The 19,723-nt window shown below is 69.4% G+C and carries 21 protein-coding genes; 10 read left to right on the top strand and 11 right to left on the bottom strand.

What is annotated here, in order from left to right:
- Window positions 1–26: 26 nt before the first annotated feature.
- The 3 genes from crcB to VI123_RS03135 are packed head-to-tail and all read right to left on the bottom strand — an operon-like array spanning window position 27 to window position 1,119.
- Entirely contained in the window at window positions 27–386 is a 360-nt protein-coding gene (gene crcB, locus VI123_RS03125) for a fluoride efflux transporter CrcB (protein WP_336336600.1), read from the bottom strand.
- Entirely contained in the window at window positions 386–769 is a 384-nt protein-coding gene (locus VI123_RS03130) for a fluoride efflux transporter FluC (RefSeq protein ID WP_336336601.1), read from the bottom strand. Before VI123_RS03130 ends, crcB begins: the two co-directional genes overlap by 1 nt.
- Window positions 770–771: 2 nt before the next feature.
- Window positions 772–1,119 carry a hypothetical protein gene (locus VI123_RS03135; protein ID WP_336336602.1) on the bottom strand — a complete coding sequence of 116 codons (348 nt, stop codon included), beginning with the start codon at window positions 1,117–1,119 and terminating at the stop codon, window positions 772–774.
- 275 nt (window positions 1,120–1,394) lie between these two features.
- Here VI123_RS03135 and VI123_RS03140 point away from each other — a divergent pair, with 275 nt between their 5' ends.
- From VI123_RS03140 to VI123_RS03155, 4 genes are all read left to right on the top strand, one after another.
- Window positions 1,395–3,356, top strand: coding sequence for an archaea-specific SMC-related protein (locus VI123_RS03140; RefSeq protein WP_336336603.1), 1,962 nt, complete (start codon window positions 1,395–1,397; stop codon window positions 3,354–3,356).
- A gap of 45 nt (window positions 3,357–3,401) precedes the next feature.
- Window positions 3,402–4,019 carry a rod-determining factor RdfA gene (gene rdfA / locus VI123_RS03145; protein ID WP_336336604.1) on the top strand — a complete coding sequence of 206 codons (618 nt, stop codon included), beginning with the start codon at window positions 3,402–3,404 and terminating at the stop codon, window positions 4,017–4,019.
- A gap of 193 nt (window positions 4,020–4,212) precedes the next feature.
- Window positions 4,213–5,316: an aminotransferase class V-fold PLP-dependent enzyme gene (locus VI123_RS03150; RefSeq protein WP_336336605.1), complete on the top strand. Its 1,104-nt coding sequence runs from the start codon at window positions 4,213–4,215 to the stop codon at window positions 5,314–5,316.
- A 67-nt stretch (window positions 5,317–5,383) separates the two neighbouring features.
- Entirely contained in the window at window positions 5,384–6,673 is a 1,290-nt protein-coding gene (locus tag VI123_RS03155; RefSeq protein ID WP_336336606.1) for an NUDIX domain-containing protein, read from the top strand.
- A gap of 18 nt (window positions 6,674–6,691) precedes the next feature.
- Here the strand turns inward: VI123_RS03155 and VI123_RS03160 are convergent, their stop codons facing one another.
- Window positions 6,692–7,438: an MBL fold metallo-hydrolase gene (locus VI123_RS03160; protein ID WP_336336607.1), complete on the bottom strand. Its 747-nt coding sequence runs from the start codon at window positions 7,436–7,438 to the stop codon at window positions 6,692–6,694.
- A gap of 97 nt (window positions 7,439–7,535) precedes the next feature.
- On the opposite strand from VI123_RS03160, the gene VI123_RS03165 reads away from it, so the two are divergent.
- The gene (locus VI123_RS03165; protein ID WP_336336608.1) at window positions 7,536–8,672 is read left to right on the top strand and encodes a site-2 protease family protein; all 1,137 of its coding nucleotides are present in this window, start codon (window positions 7,536–7,538) and stop codon (window positions 8,670–8,672) included.
- A gap of 87 nt (window positions 8,673–8,759) precedes the next feature.
- Here the strand turns inward: VI123_RS03165 and VI123_RS03170 are convergent, their stop codons facing one another.
- Complete coding sequence (locus tag VI123_RS03170) at window positions 8,760–9,293, bottom strand: hypothetical protein (protein WP_336336609.1); 534 nt, start codon at window positions 9,291–9,293, stop codon at window positions 8,760–8,762.
- Window positions 9,294–9,438: 145 nt separating this feature from the next.
- On the opposite strand from VI123_RS03170, the gene VI123_RS03175 reads away from it, so the two are divergent.
- Entirely contained in the window at window positions 9,439–10,293 is an 855-nt protein-coding gene (locus VI123_RS03175; protein ID WP_336336610.1) for a ZIP family metal transporter, read from the top strand.
- Window positions 10,294–10,313: 20 nt separating this feature from the next.
- Here the strand turns inward: VI123_RS03175 and VI123_RS03180 are convergent, their stop codons facing one another.
- The 3 genes from VI123_RS03180 to VI123_RS03190 form a co-directional block, all read right to left on the bottom strand.
- Window positions 10,314–10,613, bottom strand: coding sequence for a CPCC family cysteine-rich protein (locus VI123_RS03180; protein ID WP_336336611.1), 300 nt, complete (start codon window positions 10,611–10,613; stop codon window positions 10,314–10,316).
- Window positions 10,614–10,682: 69 nt separating this feature from the next.
- A complete protein-coding gene (locus VI123_RS03185) occupies window positions 10,683–10,967 on the bottom strand; it encodes a DUF6360 family protein (RefSeq protein WP_004590818.1) in 285 nt (94 codons plus the stop codon).
- A 34-nt stretch (window positions 10,968–11,001) separates the two neighbouring features.
- Window positions 11,002–12,162, bottom strand: coding sequence for a nicotinate phosphoribosyltransferase (locus VI123_RS03190; RefSeq protein ID WP_336336612.1), 1,161 nt, complete (start codon window positions 12,160–12,162; stop codon window positions 11,002–11,004).
- 126 nt (window positions 12,163–12,288) lie between these two features.
- On the opposite strand from VI123_RS03190, the gene VI123_RS03195 reads away from it, so the two are divergent.
- Window positions 12,289–13,086, top strand: coding sequence for a DUF3592 domain-containing protein (locus VI123_RS03195; protein ID WP_336336613.1), 798 nt, complete (start codon window positions 12,289–12,291; stop codon window positions 13,084–13,086).
- A gap of 7 nt (window positions 13,087–13,093) precedes the next feature.
- Here VI123_RS03195 and VI123_RS03200 read toward each other — a convergent pair whose 3' ends face one another.
- Window positions 13,094–14,443 (bottom strand): Hvo_1808 family surface protein, encoded by a 1,350-nt coding sequence (locus VI123_RS03200; protein ID WP_336336614.1) that lies wholly within the window; start codon window positions 14,441–14,443, stop codon window positions 13,094–13,096.
- Window positions 14,436–15,887 carry an Hvo_1808 family surface protein gene (locus tag VI123_RS03205; RefSeq protein ID WP_336336615.1) on the bottom strand — a complete coding sequence of 484 codons (1,452 nt, stop codon included), beginning with the start codon at window positions 15,885–15,887 and terminating at the stop codon, window positions 14,436–14,438. Before VI123_RS03205 ends, VI123_RS03200 begins: the two co-directional genes overlap by 8 nt.
- Window positions 15,888–16,020: 133 nt before the next feature.
- Between VI123_RS03205 and VI123_RS03210 the strand changes: the two genes are divergently transcribed.
- Window positions 16,021–16,593 carry a cysteine hydrolase family protein gene (locus tag VI123_RS03210; RefSeq protein WP_336336616.1) on the top strand — a complete coding sequence of 191 codons (573 nt, stop codon included), beginning with the start codon at window positions 16,021–16,023 and terminating at the stop codon, window positions 16,591–16,593.
- Between the two features lie 42 nt (window positions 16,594–16,635).
- Here VI123_RS03210 and VI123_RS03215 read toward each other — a convergent pair whose 3' ends face one another.
- On the bottom strand, window positions 16,636–17,478 hold the full coding sequence (locus VI123_RS03215; RefSeq protein WP_336336617.1) for a hypothetical protein: 843 nt from the start codon (window positions 17,476–17,478) through the stop codon (window positions 16,636–16,638).
- A 202-nt stretch (window positions 17,479–17,680) separates the two neighbouring features.
- Between VI123_RS03215 and VI123_RS03220 the strand changes: the two genes are divergently transcribed.
- Window positions 17,681–18,364 carry a lipoyl protein ligase domain-containing protein gene (locus VI123_RS03220; protein WP_336336618.1) on the top strand — a complete coding sequence of 228 codons (684 nt, stop codon included), beginning with the start codon at window positions 17,681–17,683 and terminating at the stop codon, window positions 18,362–18,364.
- 24 nt (window positions 18,365–18,388) lie between these two features.
- Window positions 18,389–19,720, top strand: a complete 1,332-nt coding sequence (locus VI123_RS03225; RefSeq protein WP_336336619.1) for a dihydroorotase — start codon at window positions 18,389–18,391, stop codon at window positions 19,718–19,720.
- Window positions 19,721–19,723: the final 3 nt, after the last annotated feature.

The following is a 19,723-nucleotide window of genomic DNA, read 5'->3' on the forward strand; positions in this document are numbered from 1 at the left end:
CGCTCGCACGACCGATGCGACGGGACTCACACTACCTGGGTGAGCCCATAGGCCAGTCCGATTGCGGCCAGCGCACAGACGAGGGTGCCGACGGCGTTGAGCACGGCCAGCGCCACGTACCCGTCCTCCCACAGCCGGACCGTCCCGACGGAAAAGGAGGAGAACGTCGTGAACGACCCGCACGCGCCAACGCCGACCAGCAGCGCCGCGTCGCCGGCCACGCCGGCGAAGGTCAGCAATCCGAGGACGAAGCTCCCGACGACGTTCACGGTGAACGTCCCGAGCGGGAACGTCTCCCGCTGGACGGCTCCCGCCAGGTAGTGGCGACAGACCGCGCCGATAGCGCCGCCGGTTCCGACCAGGTGCGCCGGCTCGATAGCCACCATCAGCGCTCACCCCTGGCGGATAGACGGACGGCTAGGCGGCCGACGAGGACGCCCGCAAACCCCAGGGCGTAACTTCCGATGACGTTTGCGACGGCCCACTCGGGCGTCAGCACGGTTTCCACCGCGAACGTGCTGTAGGTGGTAAACGAGGAGATGAAGCCCGTCGACGCGGCCAGTTTCGTCTCGCTGGCCAACGCACCGACCTGCAGTCCCTCGTACACCAGGACGCCGAGCGCGAAACTGCCGAGGGCGTTGACCAACAACGTCCCCTGTAACCCCGGCAGAAAGAGGCCGACGAAGTACCGAAGGTTCGAGCCGGCGAACCCGCCGAGACCCACGAGAACGATGGTTTCGACCGTCACGAGCGGGTGGGTCTCTGCCATCCTCACGCCCCGAGTATCTCCGCCAACCGCGCTTCGCCGAGCGTGTCGACGAGCTGTGCGAGCTCGATGACCCTGTCCTCGCCGAGCGTGTCGACGAGTTCGCGTATCTCCGCCGGGTCGAACGTCCGCGCGACGTACCCGAGGTTCTCCACCATTCGCGTCGTCCGGTCCAGCGTCTCCTCGTCGGGCCGCAGCGTCAGCGGTCGATTGGTGAACTTGCCGTCCTCGTTGAAGTAACAGAACCGCAACTCGGCGGTGTCGCTGTCGTCCGGGTCGACGACCTGCAGAACGCCGTACCCACTGTCCCACTCGTCGAGTTCGACCTCCAGCAACGTTTCGTAGCGGGTCACACGTCCCGGTTCCGGACACGGCGACTTATAGATTGGCATCTGAGATACTACACAAGCGATATCCATTAGGAAACACAACAAAATAGACTTTGCTGGCCGCTTCACGCACCGTCAGTCGCAGTGCAGGAATAATATTGGTACAGGTGTTATTCGGGGTCGACCGTCGCTCCGTGCCGGTAACGCGGCCGCTGCGTCCAGTGTGTCGACTGCCCCGCACAGACGTTCACTTTTGGGAATGAAATTATTTTTATATCCTCTCCGACAACAGCAGGCCAATGCCAGAATCAAAGCAAGACTCTAGTGTCGCCCATTTCGATGTGACCAACATCGGCGGGATAGACGAGACGACGGTCGATATTCCGCCGGGTGTGACGGTTCTGACGGGCAAGAACGCGACCAACCGGACGTCGTTTCTGCAGTCTATCATGGCGGCGATGGGGAGCACGCAGGCGACGCTGAAAGGCGACGCCGACGAGGGCAGCGTCACCCTCAGCTACGGGAACGAGATGTACGAACGGACGCTCACGCGGGCGGGCGACGCCGTCCAGTTCGACGGGGCGGGCTACCTCGACGACCCCGAAGTCGCAGACCTGTTCGCGTTCCTGCTCGAAACCAACGAGGCCCGTCGCTCCGTCGCACGGGGCGACGACCTCCGCGAGATAATCATGCGGCCGGTCGACATCGACGCCATCCGGTCGGAGGTCGAACGGCTGGAAGCGGAGAAAGGCGACATCAACGACGAACTCGCCACCATCGAGTCCCGCCAGCGCGACCTCCCGGACCTCGAACAGCGCCGGACCGAACTCCGCGAGCAGATAGCGGACAAGCGCGAGGAACTGGCCGAGCGCGAGGAGGAAATCGACAACAGCAGCCGGGATATCGAGGAGAGCCGGCAGGAACAGGACGTGCTCGAAGAGAAGCTCGAAGAGCTCCGGTCGACGCGGTCGGACCTCGAATCCGTCCGCCGGGACATCGAGGCCCAGGAGGAGAGCATCGCCTCGCTGAAACGCGAACGGTCCGACCTCGACGACGAACTGGACGAGCTCCCGGAGACACCGATGGGCGACCACCAGCACCTCGAAGACGAAATCGCGGGCCTGCGCGACCAGCGACAGCGACTGAACAGCGAGATATCCGACCTCCAGAGCCTCATCCAGTACAACGAGGAGCGCCTCGAAGAGGAGGACTACGACGTCATCCAGTCGCTGGACGACGCGCCCGGCGGCTCCGACGGGGACGTGACGGAGCAACTCCTCGAAAGCGAGGACGAGGAGTCGGTCGTCTGCTGGACGTGTGGCTCGACGGTCGACCGCGAGCAGATAGAGGACACCGTCGACCGCCTGCAGGACCTCCGCCGGCAGAAGGTCGAGGACCTCAACGATATCAAGTCGGAACTGGACGACCTCAAGGCCGACCAGCGCGAGGCCGAGAAGAAACAGCGCCGCCGCGAGAACGTCGAGCGGAAGATACAGGAGACGGAGACGGAGATAGACCGCCGCGAAGAGCAGATTGCCTCGCTGAAAGACCGGCGCGAGGAGCTGACCAGCGACGTCGAATCGCTGGAAGACGAGGTCGACAACCTCGAGTCCGAGGACTTCGACGAAATCCTCTCGCTCCACCGTGAGGCCAACCAGCTCGAGTTCGAAATCGACAGCCTGGAGTCCGACCTCGACGACGTCTCGGCCGAAATCGAGGAAATCGAGGCGATGGTCCAGCGGGCCGACGACCTCCGCGAGGAACGCGACGCGCTGGTGGACGAACTCACCGACAAGCGGACGAAAATCGACCAGATAGAGGCCAACGCCGTCGACCAGTTCAACGACCACATGGACGCCATCCTCGGCATCCTGGAGTACGAGAACCTCGAACGCATCTGGATAGAACGCGTCGAGCAGACCGTCCGCGAGGGCCGTCAGAAGGTCGACCGCACGGTGTTCGAACTCCACATCGTCCGGACAACCGAGAACGGCGCGGCCTACGAAGACACCATCGAGCACCTGAGCGAGAGCGAGCGCGAGGTGACGGGCCTCATCTTCGCCCTGGCGGGCTATCTGGTCCACGACCTCCACGAATCGGTCCCGTTCATGCTGCTCGACTCCCTGGAGGCCATCGACTCGGCGCGCATCGCCGAACTCGTCGAGTACTTCGCCGACTACGCCGAGCACCTGGTCGTCGCCCTCCTGCCGGAGGACGCCCAAGCGCTGGACGACGACTTCAACCGCATCACTTCGATCTAACCCCAGTAGCCTTTTAATTCCGGTTACCGTACGTGGGGACAACAGATGGCGAATACGACAGACGGGCGGCCGTCGAGCAAAGTCGCTCGACTCATCGACGAGTACGAACTCGATGGGCTCGGTGCGGAGATGGAGGCTCGCTGGACCGGCGACGGCGAAGAGCGCATGAGCCTCCGTGACCTCGCGGAGTTTTTCAACAAGCGACTCCTCGAGCGCGCGCTGGTCGATGCGGGGCTGAGCGCGCTCGAAAGCGACGTGGAATCGACCTACGAGAACCTCACCGGCGACGACATCAGCACGGGTGTCCGGACCGACACCGTCAACCGACTCGAACGCAACGGCGTCGACGTCGACGCCCTCGAAACCGACTTCGTCACCTATCAGGCCATCCGGTCGTACCTGAAGGAGTGGCGCGGCGCGGAGTATCAGGGGCTGTCCGACGACGAGAAAATCGAGAAGGACCTCGAGAGCATCCAACGACTGCTGACCCGGACGCTGTCGGTCACCGACCAGCGCATCGAGAAACTCCGGGATACGGGCCGAGTCGACATCGAGGACTTCGAGGTGTTTCTGGACGCACAGGTGCTGTGCCAGTCGTGCGGGAGCCAGTACGCCGTCGCGGAGTTCTTCGAGCAGGGCGGCTGTGAGTGCCAGCAGGACTGAGCACTGGGCGGCCGCTTGGAGATGCGGCTGAGGCTGAGTAATAAGCGATTTTTGTTGTGAAACGCAACGAAAACGGCTTATTTCGGGGTCAGATGTGCACGAACGGAACCGGTGTGTCGGTCCGGGACCCGACCGGTACTGCTGGCGTCCGAGTCACGCAGGGCTGAAGCGTGCGGCGCTCGTGGACAGCGGTATGAACCCGGCCGAACTGCGGGCCTCGATTCCGGCGCTCGAACGGTGTACGTACTTCAACACGGGCGCGAGCGGGCCGACGCCCCGCCCCGTCGTCGACGCCGCCACGTCGTTTCTCGAACGGCACGCCTTCGATGCGCCTGCCGGCGACGGCCCCTACGCGGTCGCGTGGGACGCCATCGCGGCGGCCCGCGAGGTCGTCGCCGGCCACATCGGGACCGAGGCCGCCAACGTCGCGTTCACTCGCAGCACCGCCGACGGGGTCAACATGGTCGCCGGGGCTATCGACTGGCAGCCCGGCGACGTGGTGGTCCGGACCGACCTCGAACACCCGGCCTGTACGCTCCCCTGGGACCGGCTTGCCGACACCCACGACATCGAGGTCCGTGTGCTGGAAACCGACGGCGGGCGGCTCGACATGGCAGACGTGAAAGACGCCGTGGCCGATGCCAGGCTCGTGGCACTGAGTTCGCTCACCTGGACACACGGGACCAGACTCCCGGTCGCGGACGTGGTCGACGCGGCCCACGACGCCGGCGCGCAGGTGCTCGTCGACGCCGTCCAGTCTGTCGGCCAACACCCCGTCGACGTGACCGAGTGGGGCGCGGACTTCGTGGTCGCGGCGGGCCACAAGTGGCTGCTGGGCGTCTGGGGCGGTGGGTTCCTCTACGTCGACCCCGACGCGTATGGCCGATTGCGCCAGACCCGCATCGGCTACCGTAGCGTCGAGAGTCCCGATGCGGAGGCGTACGAGTACTACGAGGGCGCGCGCCGCTTCGAGGTCGGCACCACCTCGCCGGTCCCCTACGTCGCGCTCGCAAACGCCGTCGAGACAATCGAGGCCGTCGGCCTCGATACGGTTCAGTCCCGCGTCGAACGACTGACCGACCGCCTCAAGGACGGCCTCGGCGACCGCTTATTGAGTCCCCGCGCATACGAGTCCGGCCTCGTGACGTTCGCCGCGGACGACCCCGAGGCGACCGTCGAGCGCCTCGCGGCGGACGGCATCGTCGTCAGGTCCCTCCCCCACCCTGAAGCGGTTCGGGCGTCCGTCCACGCGTTCAACACCGCCGACGACGTCGACCGTCTGCTCGACGCGCTGTAGTCCCGGCAACGCAGTCGGGCCTCGCCACGCCCGGACTTTCTTGCTCCGGCCGGCCCTCGGCTCCCGTATGGAGACACGCCCTGTCGTGACGTGCTTCCTGCGCAGCGAGGGCGAGGTGCTGCTGTTGCGCCGGAGCGACGCGGTCGGCTCCTACCGGGGCCAGTGGGGCGGGGTCGCGGGCCACGTCGCCGATGACGCCGGGCGGGACCCGGAGACGGCCGCGCGGGCCGAAATCGACGAGGAGACCGGGCTGACCGGCGCGGCGACGCTGGTCCGGCAGGGCGACCCGTTCCGGGTCGCGGATGCCGACCGGGGCGTCCGGTGGGTCGTCCATCCGTTCCTGTTCGACTGCGAGGCCCGCACGGTAACGACGAACGAGGAGACGACCGAGACCGCGTGGGTCCACCCGCCTGAGATACTGTCCCGGGAGACGGTCCCGCGGCTGTGGACCGCCTGGGACCGCGTTCGGCCCCGCGTCGCCACCGTCCGCGAGGACCGGACCCACGGCTCGGCGTGGCTGTCGCTCCGGGCGCTGGAGGTGCTCCGCGACGAGGCCGCCCTGGCGGAGGCCGGGCGGCGCGACGACCTGGAGACGGCCGAACGGGACGGCGACGACTGGGACGCCCTCGCCGCGCTCGCGGCCGAGATACGCGAGGTGCGCCCCTCGATGGTCGTCGTCGCCAACCGGGTCGACCGGGCGATGGCCGCCGTCAGCGACGAATCGCCGGCGGCGGTCGAGCGGGCCGCCACGGAGGCGCTGAACCACGCGGTGACCGCCGACCGCGTGGCCGCCGCCGTCGCCGCCGAGCGCGTCGGCGGCCGCCTCGCCACGCTCTCCCGTTCAGGGACCGTCCGTGCGGTGGTCGACGCCGCCGCGCCCGAGGCCGTACTCGTCGCCGAGTCGCGGCCCGGCGGTGAGGGCGTCGGCGTCGCCGAGGCGCTCGCCGACGACGTGGCGGTGACGCTGACCACCGACGCGGCCGTCGGCCACGAACTCGACGCCTGGAACGCCGACGCGCTCGTCGTGGGTGCTGACCGGGTCCTTCCGGACGGTCGGGTGGTCAACAAGGCCGGAACCCGCTCGACGGCGCTGTCGGCGGCCGCCGCGGACGCGGACTGCTACGCGGTGTGTGCGACGGACAAGATTGCGCCGCACGCGGCGTGGGACAGGGAGGAACGGGAGCCGCGGGAGGTGTACGACGGCGACGCGGACATCGCCGTGTCGAACCCGACCTTCGACGTGACGCCGGCCGCCGCGGTGACGGTCGTCACCGAGCGCGGCGCGTTAGCGGGGGACGACATCGCGGAGATAGCGGCGGCCCACCGGGCGCGGGGCGAGTGGGCCGAACGCGGGTGACGGAACCGCGCGACCCTCTCACTGCTCGTCCAGCACGACCGGGACGCCGGCCTCGGCCACGTCGGCGGCGAACTCGCGTGAGTCGGCTTCGAGGTTCGAGAAGGTGTTGTAGTGGACCGGGAGGACGAGGTCCGGGTCGATGGTCGCGGCCAGGGCGGCGGCCTCGTGGCGGTCCATCGTCGCCCGCGGGCCGATGGGCGGACACAGCAGCGAGACGTCGAGCGTCCGGTGGCCGGGCAGCACGTCCGAATCGCCGGGGTAGAACGCCCGGATCCCCTCGACGGCTATCATGAAGCCACAGCCGAAGCCCTCCGGGTGGTAGGGCGTGCCGTCGGGGAGCGTGTGCGGGCCGTCCGGCTCGTTGTACGCCGGCGTCGACCAGATGGGGACGTCGCCGACCGTCGTCTGCGATTTCATCCCGACCTCGACGACGTCGTACGGGAGCGAGGACAGCGGCGGGAGGTCCCGGTCGCCGACCCGTTCGTCGATGCCCTCGTAGGCGACGACTGTCGCGTCCTCGCTCGCGACCCGCTCGATGCCGTCGGGGTCGTAGTGGTGGACGTGTGTCACGCACACCACGTCGCCGTCCTCCGGTCGGTAGTCGCTGCTCGGCGGGTGGCCGATGCCGTCGCTGTGTGGCTCCCACTCGCCGGTGAGCACGCCGTACCGGCCCGGGTCGACGTACACGACCGTGTCGTCGCCGGCGAACCGGAGCGTGGCGTACCCCAGCCAGTCGACGGTCAGCCCGTCGTGTCGAACTGTCATTGGGGGTCCGTACGCGCTACACCCTGAATAAGCCCGCTACTCGCCGGCGTCGGCTCCCGGCAGAAGATATACCCGACCGCTCCCCGTCTGCCCGTCTGTGCGAAACTTCCACATCACGACGGTATGGGGGATTCCAATACGGGTCAATATCTCGCTGCTGGTCTTCCTGCCGGTGCTGGCCTGGATTATCGGCAGCGGGGCGCAGATAGCGGTATACGCGGGCATCGTGAGCACGCTGTCGGGCGTGCCCCTCGACCTCACGGTGCTGACCGCGGGACAGACGCCGTGGGTCATCGGGGCCGCCGCGGCCGTCGGCCTGTTCGTCAGCGTCGCCCTCCACGAACTCGGTCACGCCTGGGCGGCGATGCGCTACGGGCTCCGGGTCGAATCAATCACGCTCTGGATTCTCGGCGGCCTCGCTAGCCTCGAATCCATGCCCAAAGAGTGGAACCGTGAACTGGTCATCGCCCTGGCGGGCCCGGCCGTGAGCGTCCTCGTCGGCCTCGTCTGCTACGCCGCGCTCGTGGCCCTGCCGGCGAGCGCGCAACTGACGCTGTTCGTCGTCGGTTGGCTGGCCGTCACGAACCTCGTCCTGGCGGCGTTCAACATGCTCCCCTCGTTCCCGATGGACGGCGGCCGCGTCCTCCGGGCGCTGCTGGCGCGAAAGCGGCCCTACGCGACGGCGACCCGCATCGCCGCCCGCGTCGGCACCGGGTTCGCCGTCTTGTTCGCCGTCGTCGGAGTCCTGTCGTTTAGCCCGATGTTGCTGTTGCTCGCGCTGTTCGTCTACGGTGCCGCGTCGGGCGAGTCCCGCTCGGTCGCGCTGGCGGCGCTGCTCGACGGGATGACTGTCGAGGACGTGGCCAGTCCGCTCTCGGCGACTATCGAGGCCGACGCCACCGTCGAGGACCTCGTCGACCGGATGTTCGCCGACCGCCGGACGGAGTTCGCGGTCACGCGCGGCGGCGACGTGGTCGGCGTCGTCACCGTCGGCGACTTCAGGGAACTCTCGACGGCCGAACGCGAGGCCGACACCGTCGCCGACCTGATGGAGACGGACCTCCCGAGGTTCCCCGCGGCGATGGCCGCCTTCGACGCGCTCGTGGCCCTCGACACTGCCCGGGCCACCGCCGCCTTCGTCGACGGTCCGGAGGGGACCCGCGTGGTCTCCCGGGACGACTTCTCCAGCGCGATGGAGATGCGTCGGCTGGTCGGCTCGTCGGAGCCGTTCTAGCGGCCGCGAGCAACCCGGCCGACCCTCCCAAGCGGCCAGACGGCCGGAACCCTCGGCCGCTAGAACGCGCCGGTCGTACTCAACCGGTCACCGCTGTGCACACGACAGGTCGACGCTGGTGAACCGTCCGGGATTGCCGGCGCTCGCACCGATGTCGACGCGGTCCAGCGTGTTCTCCTGGCCGCAGTACATCGTTGCCCAGGCGGCGACGCGGTCGTCCTGACGGATGACGACGAGGAGTGTCGCGTCGGCGACCGGGGCCGACAGCTGGGTTTCAGCCCGGTCACCGGGCGACAGCTGAAACCGGCTGGAACTGCCCGCTTCGACCCCCGGCGGGAGGCGAACGTCGGTGACGTTCCGCCAGGCGAAGGCGTAGACGCCGCGTACCGACGAGAGGTTCGTCACCGGCTGTGAGACGCCGCTCTCGTATGCCACGCTGAGCTGACTGAGCCGGTCGGGGATGAGCAGTACCTCGGCTGTGTAGGGCCCGTCGCCGTCGTTCTCGACTGCAACCGTGACGCTCGTCTGCCCCTCGGTCGGCGTGGCCGGTCCGTCGGTTGCACAGCCCGCTGTCACGACGACGAGGGCGAGCACTGCAACGACGAGACGGTCTCGTGTCATATCGGTGTTTGTTTGCACGGGGGCTACATCTGTTTGGTCCCGCCATCCAGACGCCGGCGTCATCGGGGGCGGGATTCGACAGCGTCGACGACGCGGCATCCGACTGTCGACACACCCAAGAGGGGGCGACGTCCACTACTGGACGATGCAATCCGGGCTCGTCGAACTGTTCGCCGACCTCGTCGGTACCGACCCGCTCATAAACGGCCTCGTCGGCGGCGTCGTCATCGCGCTGATGAACCTCCTCGGCGCGTCGCTCGTGTTCGTCTGGCGCGACCCCTCCGAACGGGCGCTCGACGCGGCGCTTGGCTTCGCCGCCGGCGTGATGCTCGCCGCCGCGTTCACGAGCCTCATCCTGCCCGGTATCGAGGAGTACTCCGGCGGGAACCCGATTCCGACGCTCGTCGGCGTCGCGCTCGGCGCGCTCTTTCTGGACCGGGCAGACGTGCTCGTTCCCCACGCACACTACCTCCTGACCGGCCGCCGGCGGACCGATGCTGCCAATCCCAGTCAGTCCCTGCCGGTTGACGAGGCGCGGCTGACGGGCGTCGTCCTGTTCATCCTCGCCATCACGCTGCACAACATGCCGGAGGGCCTCGCCGTCGGCGTCGGCTTCGGCGCGGCCGGCGGCGACCCGGCCCGACTGGGCGGCGCGCTCTCGCTGATGCTTGCCATCGGCATCCAGAACATCCCCGAGGGGCTCGCCGTCTCCGTCGCGGCAATCAACGCCGGCCTCGACCGCCGCCTCTACGCCGCCTTCGCCGGCGTCCGCGCGGGCGTCGTGGAGATTCCGCTCGCGGTGCTGGGGGCCGTCGCGGTCACGCTCGTCGAGCCGCTCCTGCCATACGCGATGGGCTTTGCGGCGGGCGCGATGCTGTTCGTGATTTCCGACGAGATAATCCCCGAGACGCACCAGCACGGCTACGAACGGGTCGCCACGCTCGGCCTGATGGTCGGCGTGGTCGTCATGCTGTATCTGGACATCTCGCTGGCCGCCTGAGCCGGCGGCCGAGCGCGTTCTCACGCCTCGTAGGGCCAGTTCGGGTCGCGGTCGATGCCGTCCGGCGACTCGCAGTCACCGGCTTCGTCGGGCGAACACGCCCCGTGCTCGCGGAAGTTCTCCCGTGCCTCGGTCAGCGACACGTGGTTCGTATCGCTGACGAACGCCGCGTCCCCGAACTGGATGGGGTCGTCGAGCCAGTGACACACCGGACACATCTCGTAGGACCCCGGCCGGCCCTCCGGCAGCGTCTGGTAGCCACAGCACGGGCAGTAGCCGAGCTCCCGTGCGGCTGGATTACCGGGTGTCTCGGTCGCCATACTCCGTGGTATGTGTCTACACATCAAAGAATTATCGCCCGGCGGTCGCGCCCACGTCCCGGCGAGACGCTACTCCGACTGCGCGTCCTCGACCTTCCCGGCGTACTCCTCCAGTTCGGCGGCCAGTTCGCGGGCCTGGGCCGCCGACAGCGTCACCGAGTCCGCGTGGGGTTTCACCGCGTCGAGGTCCGTGTTGTCCATCTCCAACTGGAGTTCGACGTGGTCCGGGTTCTTCCGTGGCGCGGTCACGTTCAGGACGGCCAGGGCCTCCTCCTCGAAGCCGTGGCCCTCTACCTCACCGTCGAGCAGGTCGAAGGTCGTGTACGCGTTGACCTTCATGATGCGGTCGACCATACGCGGCGTAGGCGGGCCGGCGACTTAACGCCCGTTACTCGTCCCCGACGCCCTCGTAGCCGACCTGTTCGGCGTCCGCCGCCGCCCGGTCGACGGCCGCGTCGAGGTCGAACTCCCGGACGACTTCGCCGTCACGAACCAGTGGCTCCATGAGCGACTCGGCCCCGGCCGGTCCCTCGCGGTCGGCCAGCCCGACGTGGTGGCCGCCCGCTCCGGTCCGGTACACCGACTTCTTGCCGGTGAGCTTGCCCCGCTTGGCCGCCGGCTCGCCGTCTACCTCGACGATGTCCAGCGCGAAGTCGAGCGGGTCGGCGTTGGCGACGTAGCTCCCGACGCCGAAGCCGTCGGCCACGTCCCGGAGTTCCCGCAACGTCGTCGGCGTCAGCCCCCCGGAGAGGAACAGGTCCACGTCCTCGTGGCCGTAGGCGTCCAGCGTCCACCGGACCTCGCGGACGATGTGGCGGAAGTCGCCGCGGCGGGAGCCGGTCGTGTCCAGGCGGACGCCCGCGAGGTCGTCGATGGCCTCGGCCGCCCGCAGCGCCTCGTCGGCCTCGTCGCTGTAGGTGTCGGTCAGCGCGATGCGCGGCGTCTCCTCGGGGACGGCCTCGTCGAACGCTCGCCACGCCGCCTCCTGGTTGCCCCGGCCGAAACATATCATCAGCGCGTGGGGCATCGTCCCGCCGGCCTCCCGCCCGATGACCTCGCCCGCGGCGACGTTCGAGATACCGTCGAGCCCGCCCAGCAGCGCCGCCCGCTCGACCATCGCGCCGATGGAGGGGTGGACGTGACGGGACCCGAAGGACAGCACCGACGACTCCGGCGCGGCGTGGCGCGCTTCCAGCGCCCGCGTGGCGATGCCGGTCGGGTGCGACAGGAATCCGAGCAGCGCCGTCTCCAGGCGGCAGAACTCCCGGTACGGCCCCTCGATGCGCAGCACCGGGCCGCCGTCGAACAGTTGGCCCTCGGGAAGCGCGTCGGCGTCGACGGCGCGCCCGTCGAGCAATTGTGCAGCGTCTTTCAGCCCGGCCAGCAGCTTCCAGGTCCCCGTGGCGAACTGGTTGGCCGTCACTTCGGCGACGACGTCCGGGTTCTTGCCCGCGTGCTCTAGCGCCTCCATCGTCCGGTCGAAGTAGGCGTCGGTCGCCCGCCCCTCGCGGATGGCCTCGGGCGTGACGACGTCGAACTCCTCGGTCATTGTCCCGTGTTCGGCCGTGCGAGGGAAAAAGCGGTCCGGTCGACGGTCGCGCGTCGACGCTCCCGGGGCACGCCGGCGGAGCGTCGTCCCAAACGCTTTCTACGCCGCCACCGGTACCCGCCGGGCGTGCTCAGCCCCCGCCGCTCTGTCGCCCTCCTGCTCGCGCTCGGGCTGCTCGCCGCCGGCATCGGCCTCGGCGGCTCGCAGTACCGAACCGCGACCGGCTACGCCGCGACGACGGGCACGGTTGAGGACGCCCGGCTGGACAGCTACGCCGAACTCGGCCGCCCCACGCTCGGCGGCAACCGGTACTACCGGCCGAACGTGACCTACACGTACCGCGTCGACGGCCGGACCTACACCGGCCGCGACGTCGCGTTCGGCACCGACGTAGACACGAACCAGCGGGACCGCGCCGCGCGGGTGGTGTCGAACTACGACGAGGGCTCGTCGGTCACCGTTCACTACGACCCGGACGACCCCGCTGACGCCTACCTCGCCCAGCGCTTCGACTTCTTCCCCGCCGGCGTGCTGGTCGCGCTCGGCCTCCTGCTGCTCGGCGACGCGCTGACGCCGCGAACGCGGTGGCTCCGCTTCGTCCTGTCGAAGATTCCGCTCAATCAGAACGAACGGAGTCCGCTGTCCTCGCCCGACACCGACGAGCGTGTTCCCGACGACCCGACGCGGATACTCGACCGGAACGACGCCGCGAGCGGCGGGTCCAACGGCGACGACCCGGACCCAGATGCCCCGGTCGGCGGCCGCTGGGCCGTCGCGCTGTGGGCGCTCTGTGGCCTCGCCGCGCTCGGGACGGTCGGCGGCTACCTCGCTGTCTCGAACCCGCCCCACGACCTGACCGCCTACGCGACGGCCGTCGTCAGCGTCGCGGGGTTCGGTCGGTTCGCGTACCGACGCGTCACCTGAGGCCCGCTCACCCCTCGGCTCGGTGGATGTCGTTCAGGTCGCCCACTCCCGGCCCGTTGACGATGCGGACGGTCCTGCCCGACCGGACCACGCGGAAGGCGTCGCTGAACTGGTCGCCCTCGGGGACGACGTAGACGTTCTCGCGGGGCTGGCGGGCGTCGTGTTCTTCGGTCAGCGCCGCCCGATACGCCTGCCCGAACTCCCGGGCGTCCTCCTCGGTGTCCCAGCGCGTCTGCCAGACGTAGCCGTAGCCGCCCGAGCCGTCGCGGTAGGGCACGACGAGGTCGCCGGCCCAGCCCTCGGAGGCCTCGCTCTCGTAGCTGTAGCGGTCGCCGTCGGTCTGGCCGTTGTGATAGACCGTCGCGTAGATGGACGCTTCCCCGACTGTGTCGCCGACCGGGTCGTGGTCGAAGCGGCTCCACTCGTCGGTTGAGCGGTCCGGGACGCTGACGTTCACGGGCTTCTCGTCGGGGTACCTCTCGGGGTGGAGTACCTGCTCGGTGCTGTCCGGGAAGTCGTCGTGGAGCGCGTCGACGGCGTCCCAGCCCCCGTCGGCGCGCACTTGGTCGACGAACCGCGGGCCGGTGACGTAGGGCTGGTAGAGGACGGTGAACAGCCCCTCGTTGTAGCTCGGCTCCTGGCTGCCGCTGTCCCCGTCGCCGCTGCTCTCCGAGGTGCGGTCCGGGAGTGCGATACACGCCCACTGGTCGCCACAGCGGCGCTCGTAGAGGACCCGGACGTAGTTGGCCTCGCCCTCGGTGACGCCCTGTCGGGAGAGCTGGGTGTCCTGTGTCTCCGCTGAGCCGTTCAGGCCGAACTGCTGGTCCTGCAGGGCGTGGACGAGTTCGTGTGACAGCGTCCGCCGGTCTATCTGGGGCGTCTCCGTCGGGCTGACGACGACGATTTCGTCGCGGCTCGGCGAGTAGTAGCCCTGGACCGTCGTCGAGAGCGTGTTGCCGATCTCCTCGCTACTGCCCGAGTCCTCGCCGATGAGCAGGAGCGCCTCCCACACCTGGTCGTTCCAGGGGTCCTGTGGGCGGCTGCTGCCGCTTCCGCTGCTCCCCGACCGGTTCCGGTACTCGGCCCGCGAGACGACCGACACCGGCACCGACTGTTCGAACTCCCGGTCCCGTATCTGCTCGACGCGGGCCATCGTCCGGGCGACGACGGCCTCCCGCTCGCTCTCGTTCAGCCCGTCGCCGGTCGTCACCGACACTGGGTCGTCGTACCAGTAGCCGTTCTCGTAGCCGATGGCGTCCCCGCCGGTCGGCGACTCGGGGTGGTCGCTGCCGCCGAAGGTCGGGACCGTACAGCCCGCGAGGACGACCGCCAGCGCGACCAGCAGTGCCCTACGCATCGTGGACCGCCTCCAGGTCGGCGGCCGTCGGCGCGTTCACGACGGTCACCGTGTCCCCGTCGACCCGGACCGCGACGGCGTCGGCGTAGGGACTGCCCTCCTCGATGACCCAGTGGCCCGCCGCGGTTCTGCTGCCGCCCCAGTGAGCGATGACCCGCTCCCAGGCGTCGGCGAACTCGCGGGCGTCGGCCTCGCTCGCCCACGCCGTCTTCCAGACGTAGGCCGTCTCCGCGCCGTTGTCGTAGACGTGCATCCGGCCGCCCTGCCAGCCATCGGTCGCGGGCAGGTCGTAGTTGTACGGGCCGTCGGCGTCCAGCGAGCCGTCCTCGTAGTTGATGACGTCTCCCGTCCGGACGACGCTGGACTCGTTGTAGTCGTCCGCGATGGTGTAGGCCATCGACCCGGCGATGGCCGACGGGCCCACGACGGCGTAGTCGGGCCGGTCGCGGTCGTTCGAGGGTCTGACCCGCTCCCAGTCGTCGCCCGACCGGTCTGCAAGCGAGACGGACGCGGGTTCCCACTCGGGGTAGCGCCCGGGATAGGTCACTTCGACGGCCCCGTCGGGGTACTCGTCGTAGGCGTCGTCGACGGTGCGCCAGCCGCCGCGCTCACGCAAGTCCGCAATCAGTCCCGGCCCGTCGCTGTACGGGAAGTACTGCATGAAGTTGATGCCGAAGTGGCGGTCGCCGCCGCTCGCCGCGTCGGGCCTGTCGATACACTCCCACGCCTCGCCACAGCGGGCCGTGTACGCCTGCGTGACCGCGACGGCGTCACCTTCGACGAGGCCGTTCCGGCCCTGGACCTGGTCCCGCGTCCGCGCGTCGCTCCCCAGGCCGAACTGCTGGTCCTGCAGGGCGTGGACCAGTTCGTGGGCCAGCGTTCCCCGGCTTATCGTCGGCGTCTCGGAGTCGCTGACGACGACGATTTCGCCGCGCTGGCTGCTGTAGTAGCCCAGCACGCTCTCGCCGCGGTTGCTCCGCTGGACGGCGATGGAATCGCGGTCTTCGCCGACGAAGAACAGCGCCTCGAACTTCGCGTTGTCAAACTGGCGCAGGGACTCGCCGACCTCGCCGCCGGTGTCGTTGCGGTACTCGGCCCGCGAGACGACCGACACCGGGACCGTCTCCTCGAACTCCAGGCCGCGAAGCCGCTCGACGCGGGCCATCGTCCGGGCGACGACGGCCTCCTGTTCCGTCTCGTTCAGCCCGTCCTCGGTCGTCACCGACAGCGACTCGTTGTACCAGTAGCCGTTCTCGTAGCCCAGCCGGTCCGTCCCGGGTGCTGCCGGGGCGGAGCCGTCGCTCCCGTAGTCGGTCGCGGGCCCGCTCGGCGTCAGGCTGTCCTCGCCTGACTCCGTCCGGTCGGACGACACACTGGGGACCTGACAGCCGGCAAGCAACAGCGCGACGGCACAGAGAACGACGAGGGCGGAAGGGCGGCGCATCTACCGCAAGGACGGTCACCACAGTAAAAAGTCACACGCTAGGTGCGGTCGCTCGTGCCCGCGGGACGCCGCTCCCGACCGTTCCTGCCGCTACGGGGTAACTTTCGTACTCACGCCGTCCCAAGGATTGCCCATGGAACTCGACCCAGCACAGACCGCGCTCGTCGTGGTGGACATGCAGAACGGCTTCTGTCACCCCGACGGGACCCTCTACGCACCGGCCAGCGAAGCGGCAATCGAACCCTGTGCCGAACTCGTCGACCGCGCCCGTGAGGCCGGTTCGAGCGTCGTCTTCACCCGCGACGTGCACCCGCCCGACCAGTTCGAGGACGCCCACTACTACGACGAGTTCGACCGGTGGGGCGAACACGTCGTCGAGGGGTCGTGGGAGGCCGAACTCGCCGACGGCCTCGACCCCGAAGAGGCGGACCTTGTCGTGGTCAAGCACACCTACGACGCCTTCTACCGGACGGAACTGGAGGGGTGGCTCGACGCCCACGGTATCGAGGACCTCGTCATCTGTGGCACGCTCGCCAACGTCTGCGTCCTCCACACCGCCTCCAGCGCCGGCCTGCGGGACTATCGCCCGCTCCTCGTGGAAGACGCCGTCGGCTTCATCGAGGAGGACCACCGCGAGTACGCGCTGGAACACGCCGACTGGCTGTTCGGCGAGGTGACCGACAGCGACGACCTCGACTTCGCCTGATTAGCGAGGGACGCCCACGCCGAGTGCTACGGGGAGCCGCAGCTACGTGGCGTCGTCGGCCGCGGCCCGCTCGATTGTCACCCGCACCTCGTCGCCGACCGCGAGGTCGATGCCCTCGCCGACGAGTTTCGCGCCGAAGCGCTCGCGGCCACAGAATAGCGCGATGCCGGTCACCGGCTCGCCGTTCGCCAGCACGGTCAGGTCGTCCCACGCGACCGTGCGACCGTCGGCCCTCCCGACGCGCGTTCCGGCGAGAGCGGCCCGCTCGGTCCCGTCACCGCCGAGCACCCCACCGCCCGTGTAGTGGGGCAGGCCGCCGTCGAGGACTCCCGGGCCGGCCTCGTTCCCGATGCCGGCGAAGGAGTCGCCCGATGCCGGATGGGCCGGCTCGTCCAGCCGCACCCATGTCTCGCCGCCCTCGACGACCGTACCGGTGCCGTCCCAGGACAGCGGCGTCACGTCGACGGCCGCCTCGACCGGCAGCGACCCCGACGCCCGGTATGGGTTCGCGTCCGGGGCCCGAAACCCCAGGTGGATGTGGTTTGGCACCCACGGCGCGAAGAACCCGGCCCGGACCAGCGCGCCGAGGTCGTCGCCGACGGCGACCGTCTCGCCGGGGTCGACGGCCGGGTCGACGTGTAGCAGCCGCGCCACGGCGTCGCCGGTGTCGACCAGGATGAGGTGGTCGTGTTCGGCGGCGTAGGCCTTCGGCGGGGCCCGGACCGTCTTCGTGTCCAGTACCTCGCCGGCCACCGGGGACGGCGCGCGCTCGCCGTCAGGGTAGATGTCGATGGCACACCCCTCGTCGTGGGCGTCGAACGGCGAGTTGTACAGGGAGAACCGGTAGTACTGGACGAGTACGTCCCGGGGTATCGTGACGGCCATCGCCGCCGATTAGGGGTGGACCGGTATGGCTCTGTCGTCCGAGGGTTCAAGCGCGGTGCCGGGACCACCGCTTCGCGTGCGCTGACGACAGCCGCGGCGGGGGCAGCGGGAGCGCGACACGTCCCGCCGCGACGGCCGTGTGTCGCCTGTTCGCCCTACTGTGGCGGACCGCTTTAGCCCCGCGAGTCCGTACTGACCGGATATGCGCCTGCTACAGGGTCGCACCGACGACCCGGAGACGGACTTCGAGCGGACCCGCGAGATGGCGGACCGCGTCGCCGAGGACCGCGAGCCGGCCCTGCGTGTCTGGCGACCGCACAGGCAGGTCGCGTTCGGCCGCCGGGACGCCACCAGCGACGGCTACGAGCGGGGCCGTCGGGCCGCCCGCGAGCGGGGGTACACCGTCATCGAGCGCGCCGTGGGGGGTCGCGCCGTCGCCTACACCGGGTCGACCGTCTCGTTTGCCCTCGCCGTCCCGTCCGCGGACCCGCGTGGGACCATCGAGAACCGCTACGAACGAGTCGAAGATGCCCTGCAGCGCGCGCTCGACGACTGCGGCGTCACCGCCCGGCCGGGCGAACCCACCGATTCGTTCTGTCCGGGGAGCCACTCGCTCCGGGCCGGGGGCAAAATCGCCGGACTCGCCCAGCGCGTCCGACAGTCGGTCGCCGTCGTCGGCGGTATCGTCGTCGTTCGGGACCACGAAGCCATCGCCGAGGTGCTGGCTCCCGTCTACGACGCGCTCGACGTTCCGTTCGACCCACAGAGCGTCGGGAGCGTCGCCAACGCCGGAGGGACCGCCGACCCCGGTCGGGTCGTCACGGCGCTGGAGCAGTCGCTGGCCGACGGCCACGAGGTGTCGGTGAGCACTATCCGAGAGACTTAGGCGTCCGCCCGGCCGATGGGGCGTATGCTCATCCGCAACGCGACGCTGCCGGACGGCCACCAGCGCGACGTCCGGGTGCGTGGCGAGTCCGTCGTCGAGGTCGGCCGCGACCTGGACGCGTCGGACCAGCACGTCATTGAAGCGACCGGCAAGCGCCTCTTTCCCGGCATGATTGACGCGCACGTCCACTTCCGCCAGCCGGGCTACCCACACAAGGAGACGTGGGAGACCGGCTCGCGGTCCGCGGCGGCCGGTGGCGTCACGACCGTCGTCGACCAGCCCAACACCGACCCGCCGACCGTCGACGGCGAGGCGTTCGACCAGAAGGCAGAGTTCGCCGCCGATTCGGTCGTCGACTGGGGCATCAACGGCGGTGTCACGGCCGACTGGATTCCCAACGTCCTCCTGCGCCGCCGGCTGTTCGCGCTCGGCGAGGTGTTCCTTGCGGACTCGACCGGTGACATGGGCATCGAGGCCGACCTGTTCGCCGACGCGCTGGAGGCCGCCGCCGACAACGACGTGCCGGTCACGGTCCACGCCGAGGACGCCGACTACTTCAATGACGACGCCCGCGCCCGCGACGACGCCGACGCCTGGAGCGCGTTCCGCACCGCCAAGGCGGAGGCGAAAGCCGTCGAGCGGGCCTGTGCTGTCGCCCAGGAACACGACACGACGATTCACGTCGCTCACACGTCCACGCCGGAGGGCGTCGACATCGCCAGCGACGCCGGGATGACGACCGAGGTGACGCCACACCACCTGTTGCTCTCCCGGCGCGACCTCTCCGAGCTGGGGACGTTCGGACGGATGAACCCGCCCCTGCGCCGCGAGAAGCGCCGCCAGAAGCTCTACGAGCGGGTCGCCGACGGCACGGTCGACATGATTGCGACCGACCACGCGCCCCACACCCGCGAGGAGAAGGACGCCAGCATCTGGGACGCGCCGTCGGGCGTCCCCGGCGTCGAGACGGCCCTCCCGCTCCTGCTCGCCGAGGCCCGCGATTCGGACAGCGACCTCACGTACGAGCGCGTCCGGGACCTCACGGCGCGCAACCCGGCCGACGTGTTCGGCATCCCGCAGAAGGGGACCATCGAGGCCGGCAAGGACGCCGACCTCGTGCTCGTCGACACCACCGAGACGAGCGAGGTTCGCGGCGACGCGCTGCACTCGAAATGCGACTGGACGCCCTTCGAGGGCTTCGACGCGGTGTTCCCCGAGTGGACGATGGTCCGCGGGACCGTCGTGTACGAGCGCGGCGACGCGCTGGAGGGCGAGGACACGGCCCCCCAGGAGGACGTGTTCTACGACCACCAGGGGCAGAACGTCCGTGGCGCGGACAGCGAGCGACTCGAGTAGCGC

Origin of the sequence: Haloarcula sp. DT43, assembly GCF_037078405.1 — an archaeon.
Classification (GTDB): Archaea; Halobacteriota; Halobacteria; order Halobacteriales; family Haloarculaceae; genus Haloarcula; species Haloarcula brevis.

Coding starts and splice junctions, on each gene's coding strand:
- crcB (WP_336336600.1), bottom strand. CDS start 386: ATGGTGGCTATCGAGCCGGCGCACCTGGTCGGAACCGGCGGCGCTATC.
- VI123_RS03130 (WP_336336601.1), bottom strand. CDS start 769: ATGGCAGAGACCCACCCGCTCGTGACGGTCGAAACCATCGTTCTCGTG.
- VI123_RS03140 (WP_336336603.1), top strand. CDS start 1,395: ATGCCAGAATCAAAGCAAGACTCTAGTGTCGCCCATTTCGATGTGACC.
- rdfA (WP_336336604.1), top strand. CDS start 3,402: ATGGCGAATACGACAGACGGGCGGCCGTCGAGCAAAGTCGCTCGACTC.
- VI123_RS03150 (WP_336336605.1), top strand. CDS start 4,213: ATGAACCCGGCCGAACTGCGGGCCTCGATTCCGGCGCTCGAACGGTGT.
- VI123_RS03155 (WP_336336606.1), top strand. CDS start 5,384: ATGGAGACACGCCCTGTCGTGACGTGCTTCCTGCGCAGCGAGGGCGAG.
- VI123_RS03160 (WP_336336607.1), bottom strand. CDS start 7,438: ATGACAGTTCGACACGACGGGCTGACCGTCGACTGGCTGGGGTACGCC.
- VI123_RS03170 (WP_336336609.1), bottom strand. CDS start 9,293: ATGACACGAGACCGTCTCGTCGTTGCAGTGCTCGCCCTCGTCGTCGTG.
- VI123_RS03175 (WP_336336610.1), top strand. CDS start 9,439: ATGCAATCCGGGCTCGTCGAACTGTTCGCCGACCTCGTCGGTACCGAC.
- VI123_RS03180 (WP_336336611.1), bottom strand. CDS start 10,613: ATGGCGACCGAGACACCCGGTAATCCAGCCGCACGGGAGCTCGGCTAC.
- VI123_RS03185 (WP_004590818.1), bottom strand. CDS start 10,967: ATGGTCGACCGCATCATGAAGGTCAACGCGTACACGACCTTCGACCTG.
- VI123_RS03190 (WP_336336612.1), bottom strand. CDS start 12,162: ATGACCGAGGAGTTCGACGTCGTCACGCCCGAGGCCATCCGCGAGGGG.
- VI123_RS03200 (WP_336336614.1), bottom strand. CDS start 14,443: ATGCGTAGGGCACTGCTGGTCGCGCTGGCGGTCGTCCTCGCGGGCTGT.
- VI123_RS03205 (WP_336336615.1), bottom strand. CDS start 15,887: ATGCGCCGCCCTTCCGCCCTCGTCGTTCTCTGTGCCGTCGCGCTGTTG.
- VI123_RS03210 (WP_336336616.1), top strand. CDS start 16,021: ATGGAACTCGACCCAGCACAGACCGCGCTCGTCGTGGTGGACATGCAG.
- VI123_RS03215 (WP_336336617.1), bottom strand. CDS start 17,478: ATGGCCGTCACGATACCCCGGGACGTACTCGTCCAGTACTACCGGTTC.
- VI123_RS03220 (WP_336336618.1), top strand. CDS start 17,681: ATGCGCCTGCTACAGGGTCGCACCGACGACCCGGAGACGGACTTCGAG.
- VI123_RS03225 (WP_336336619.1), top strand. CDS start 18,389: ATGCTCATCCGCAACGCGACGCTGCCGGACGGCCACCAGCGCGACGTC.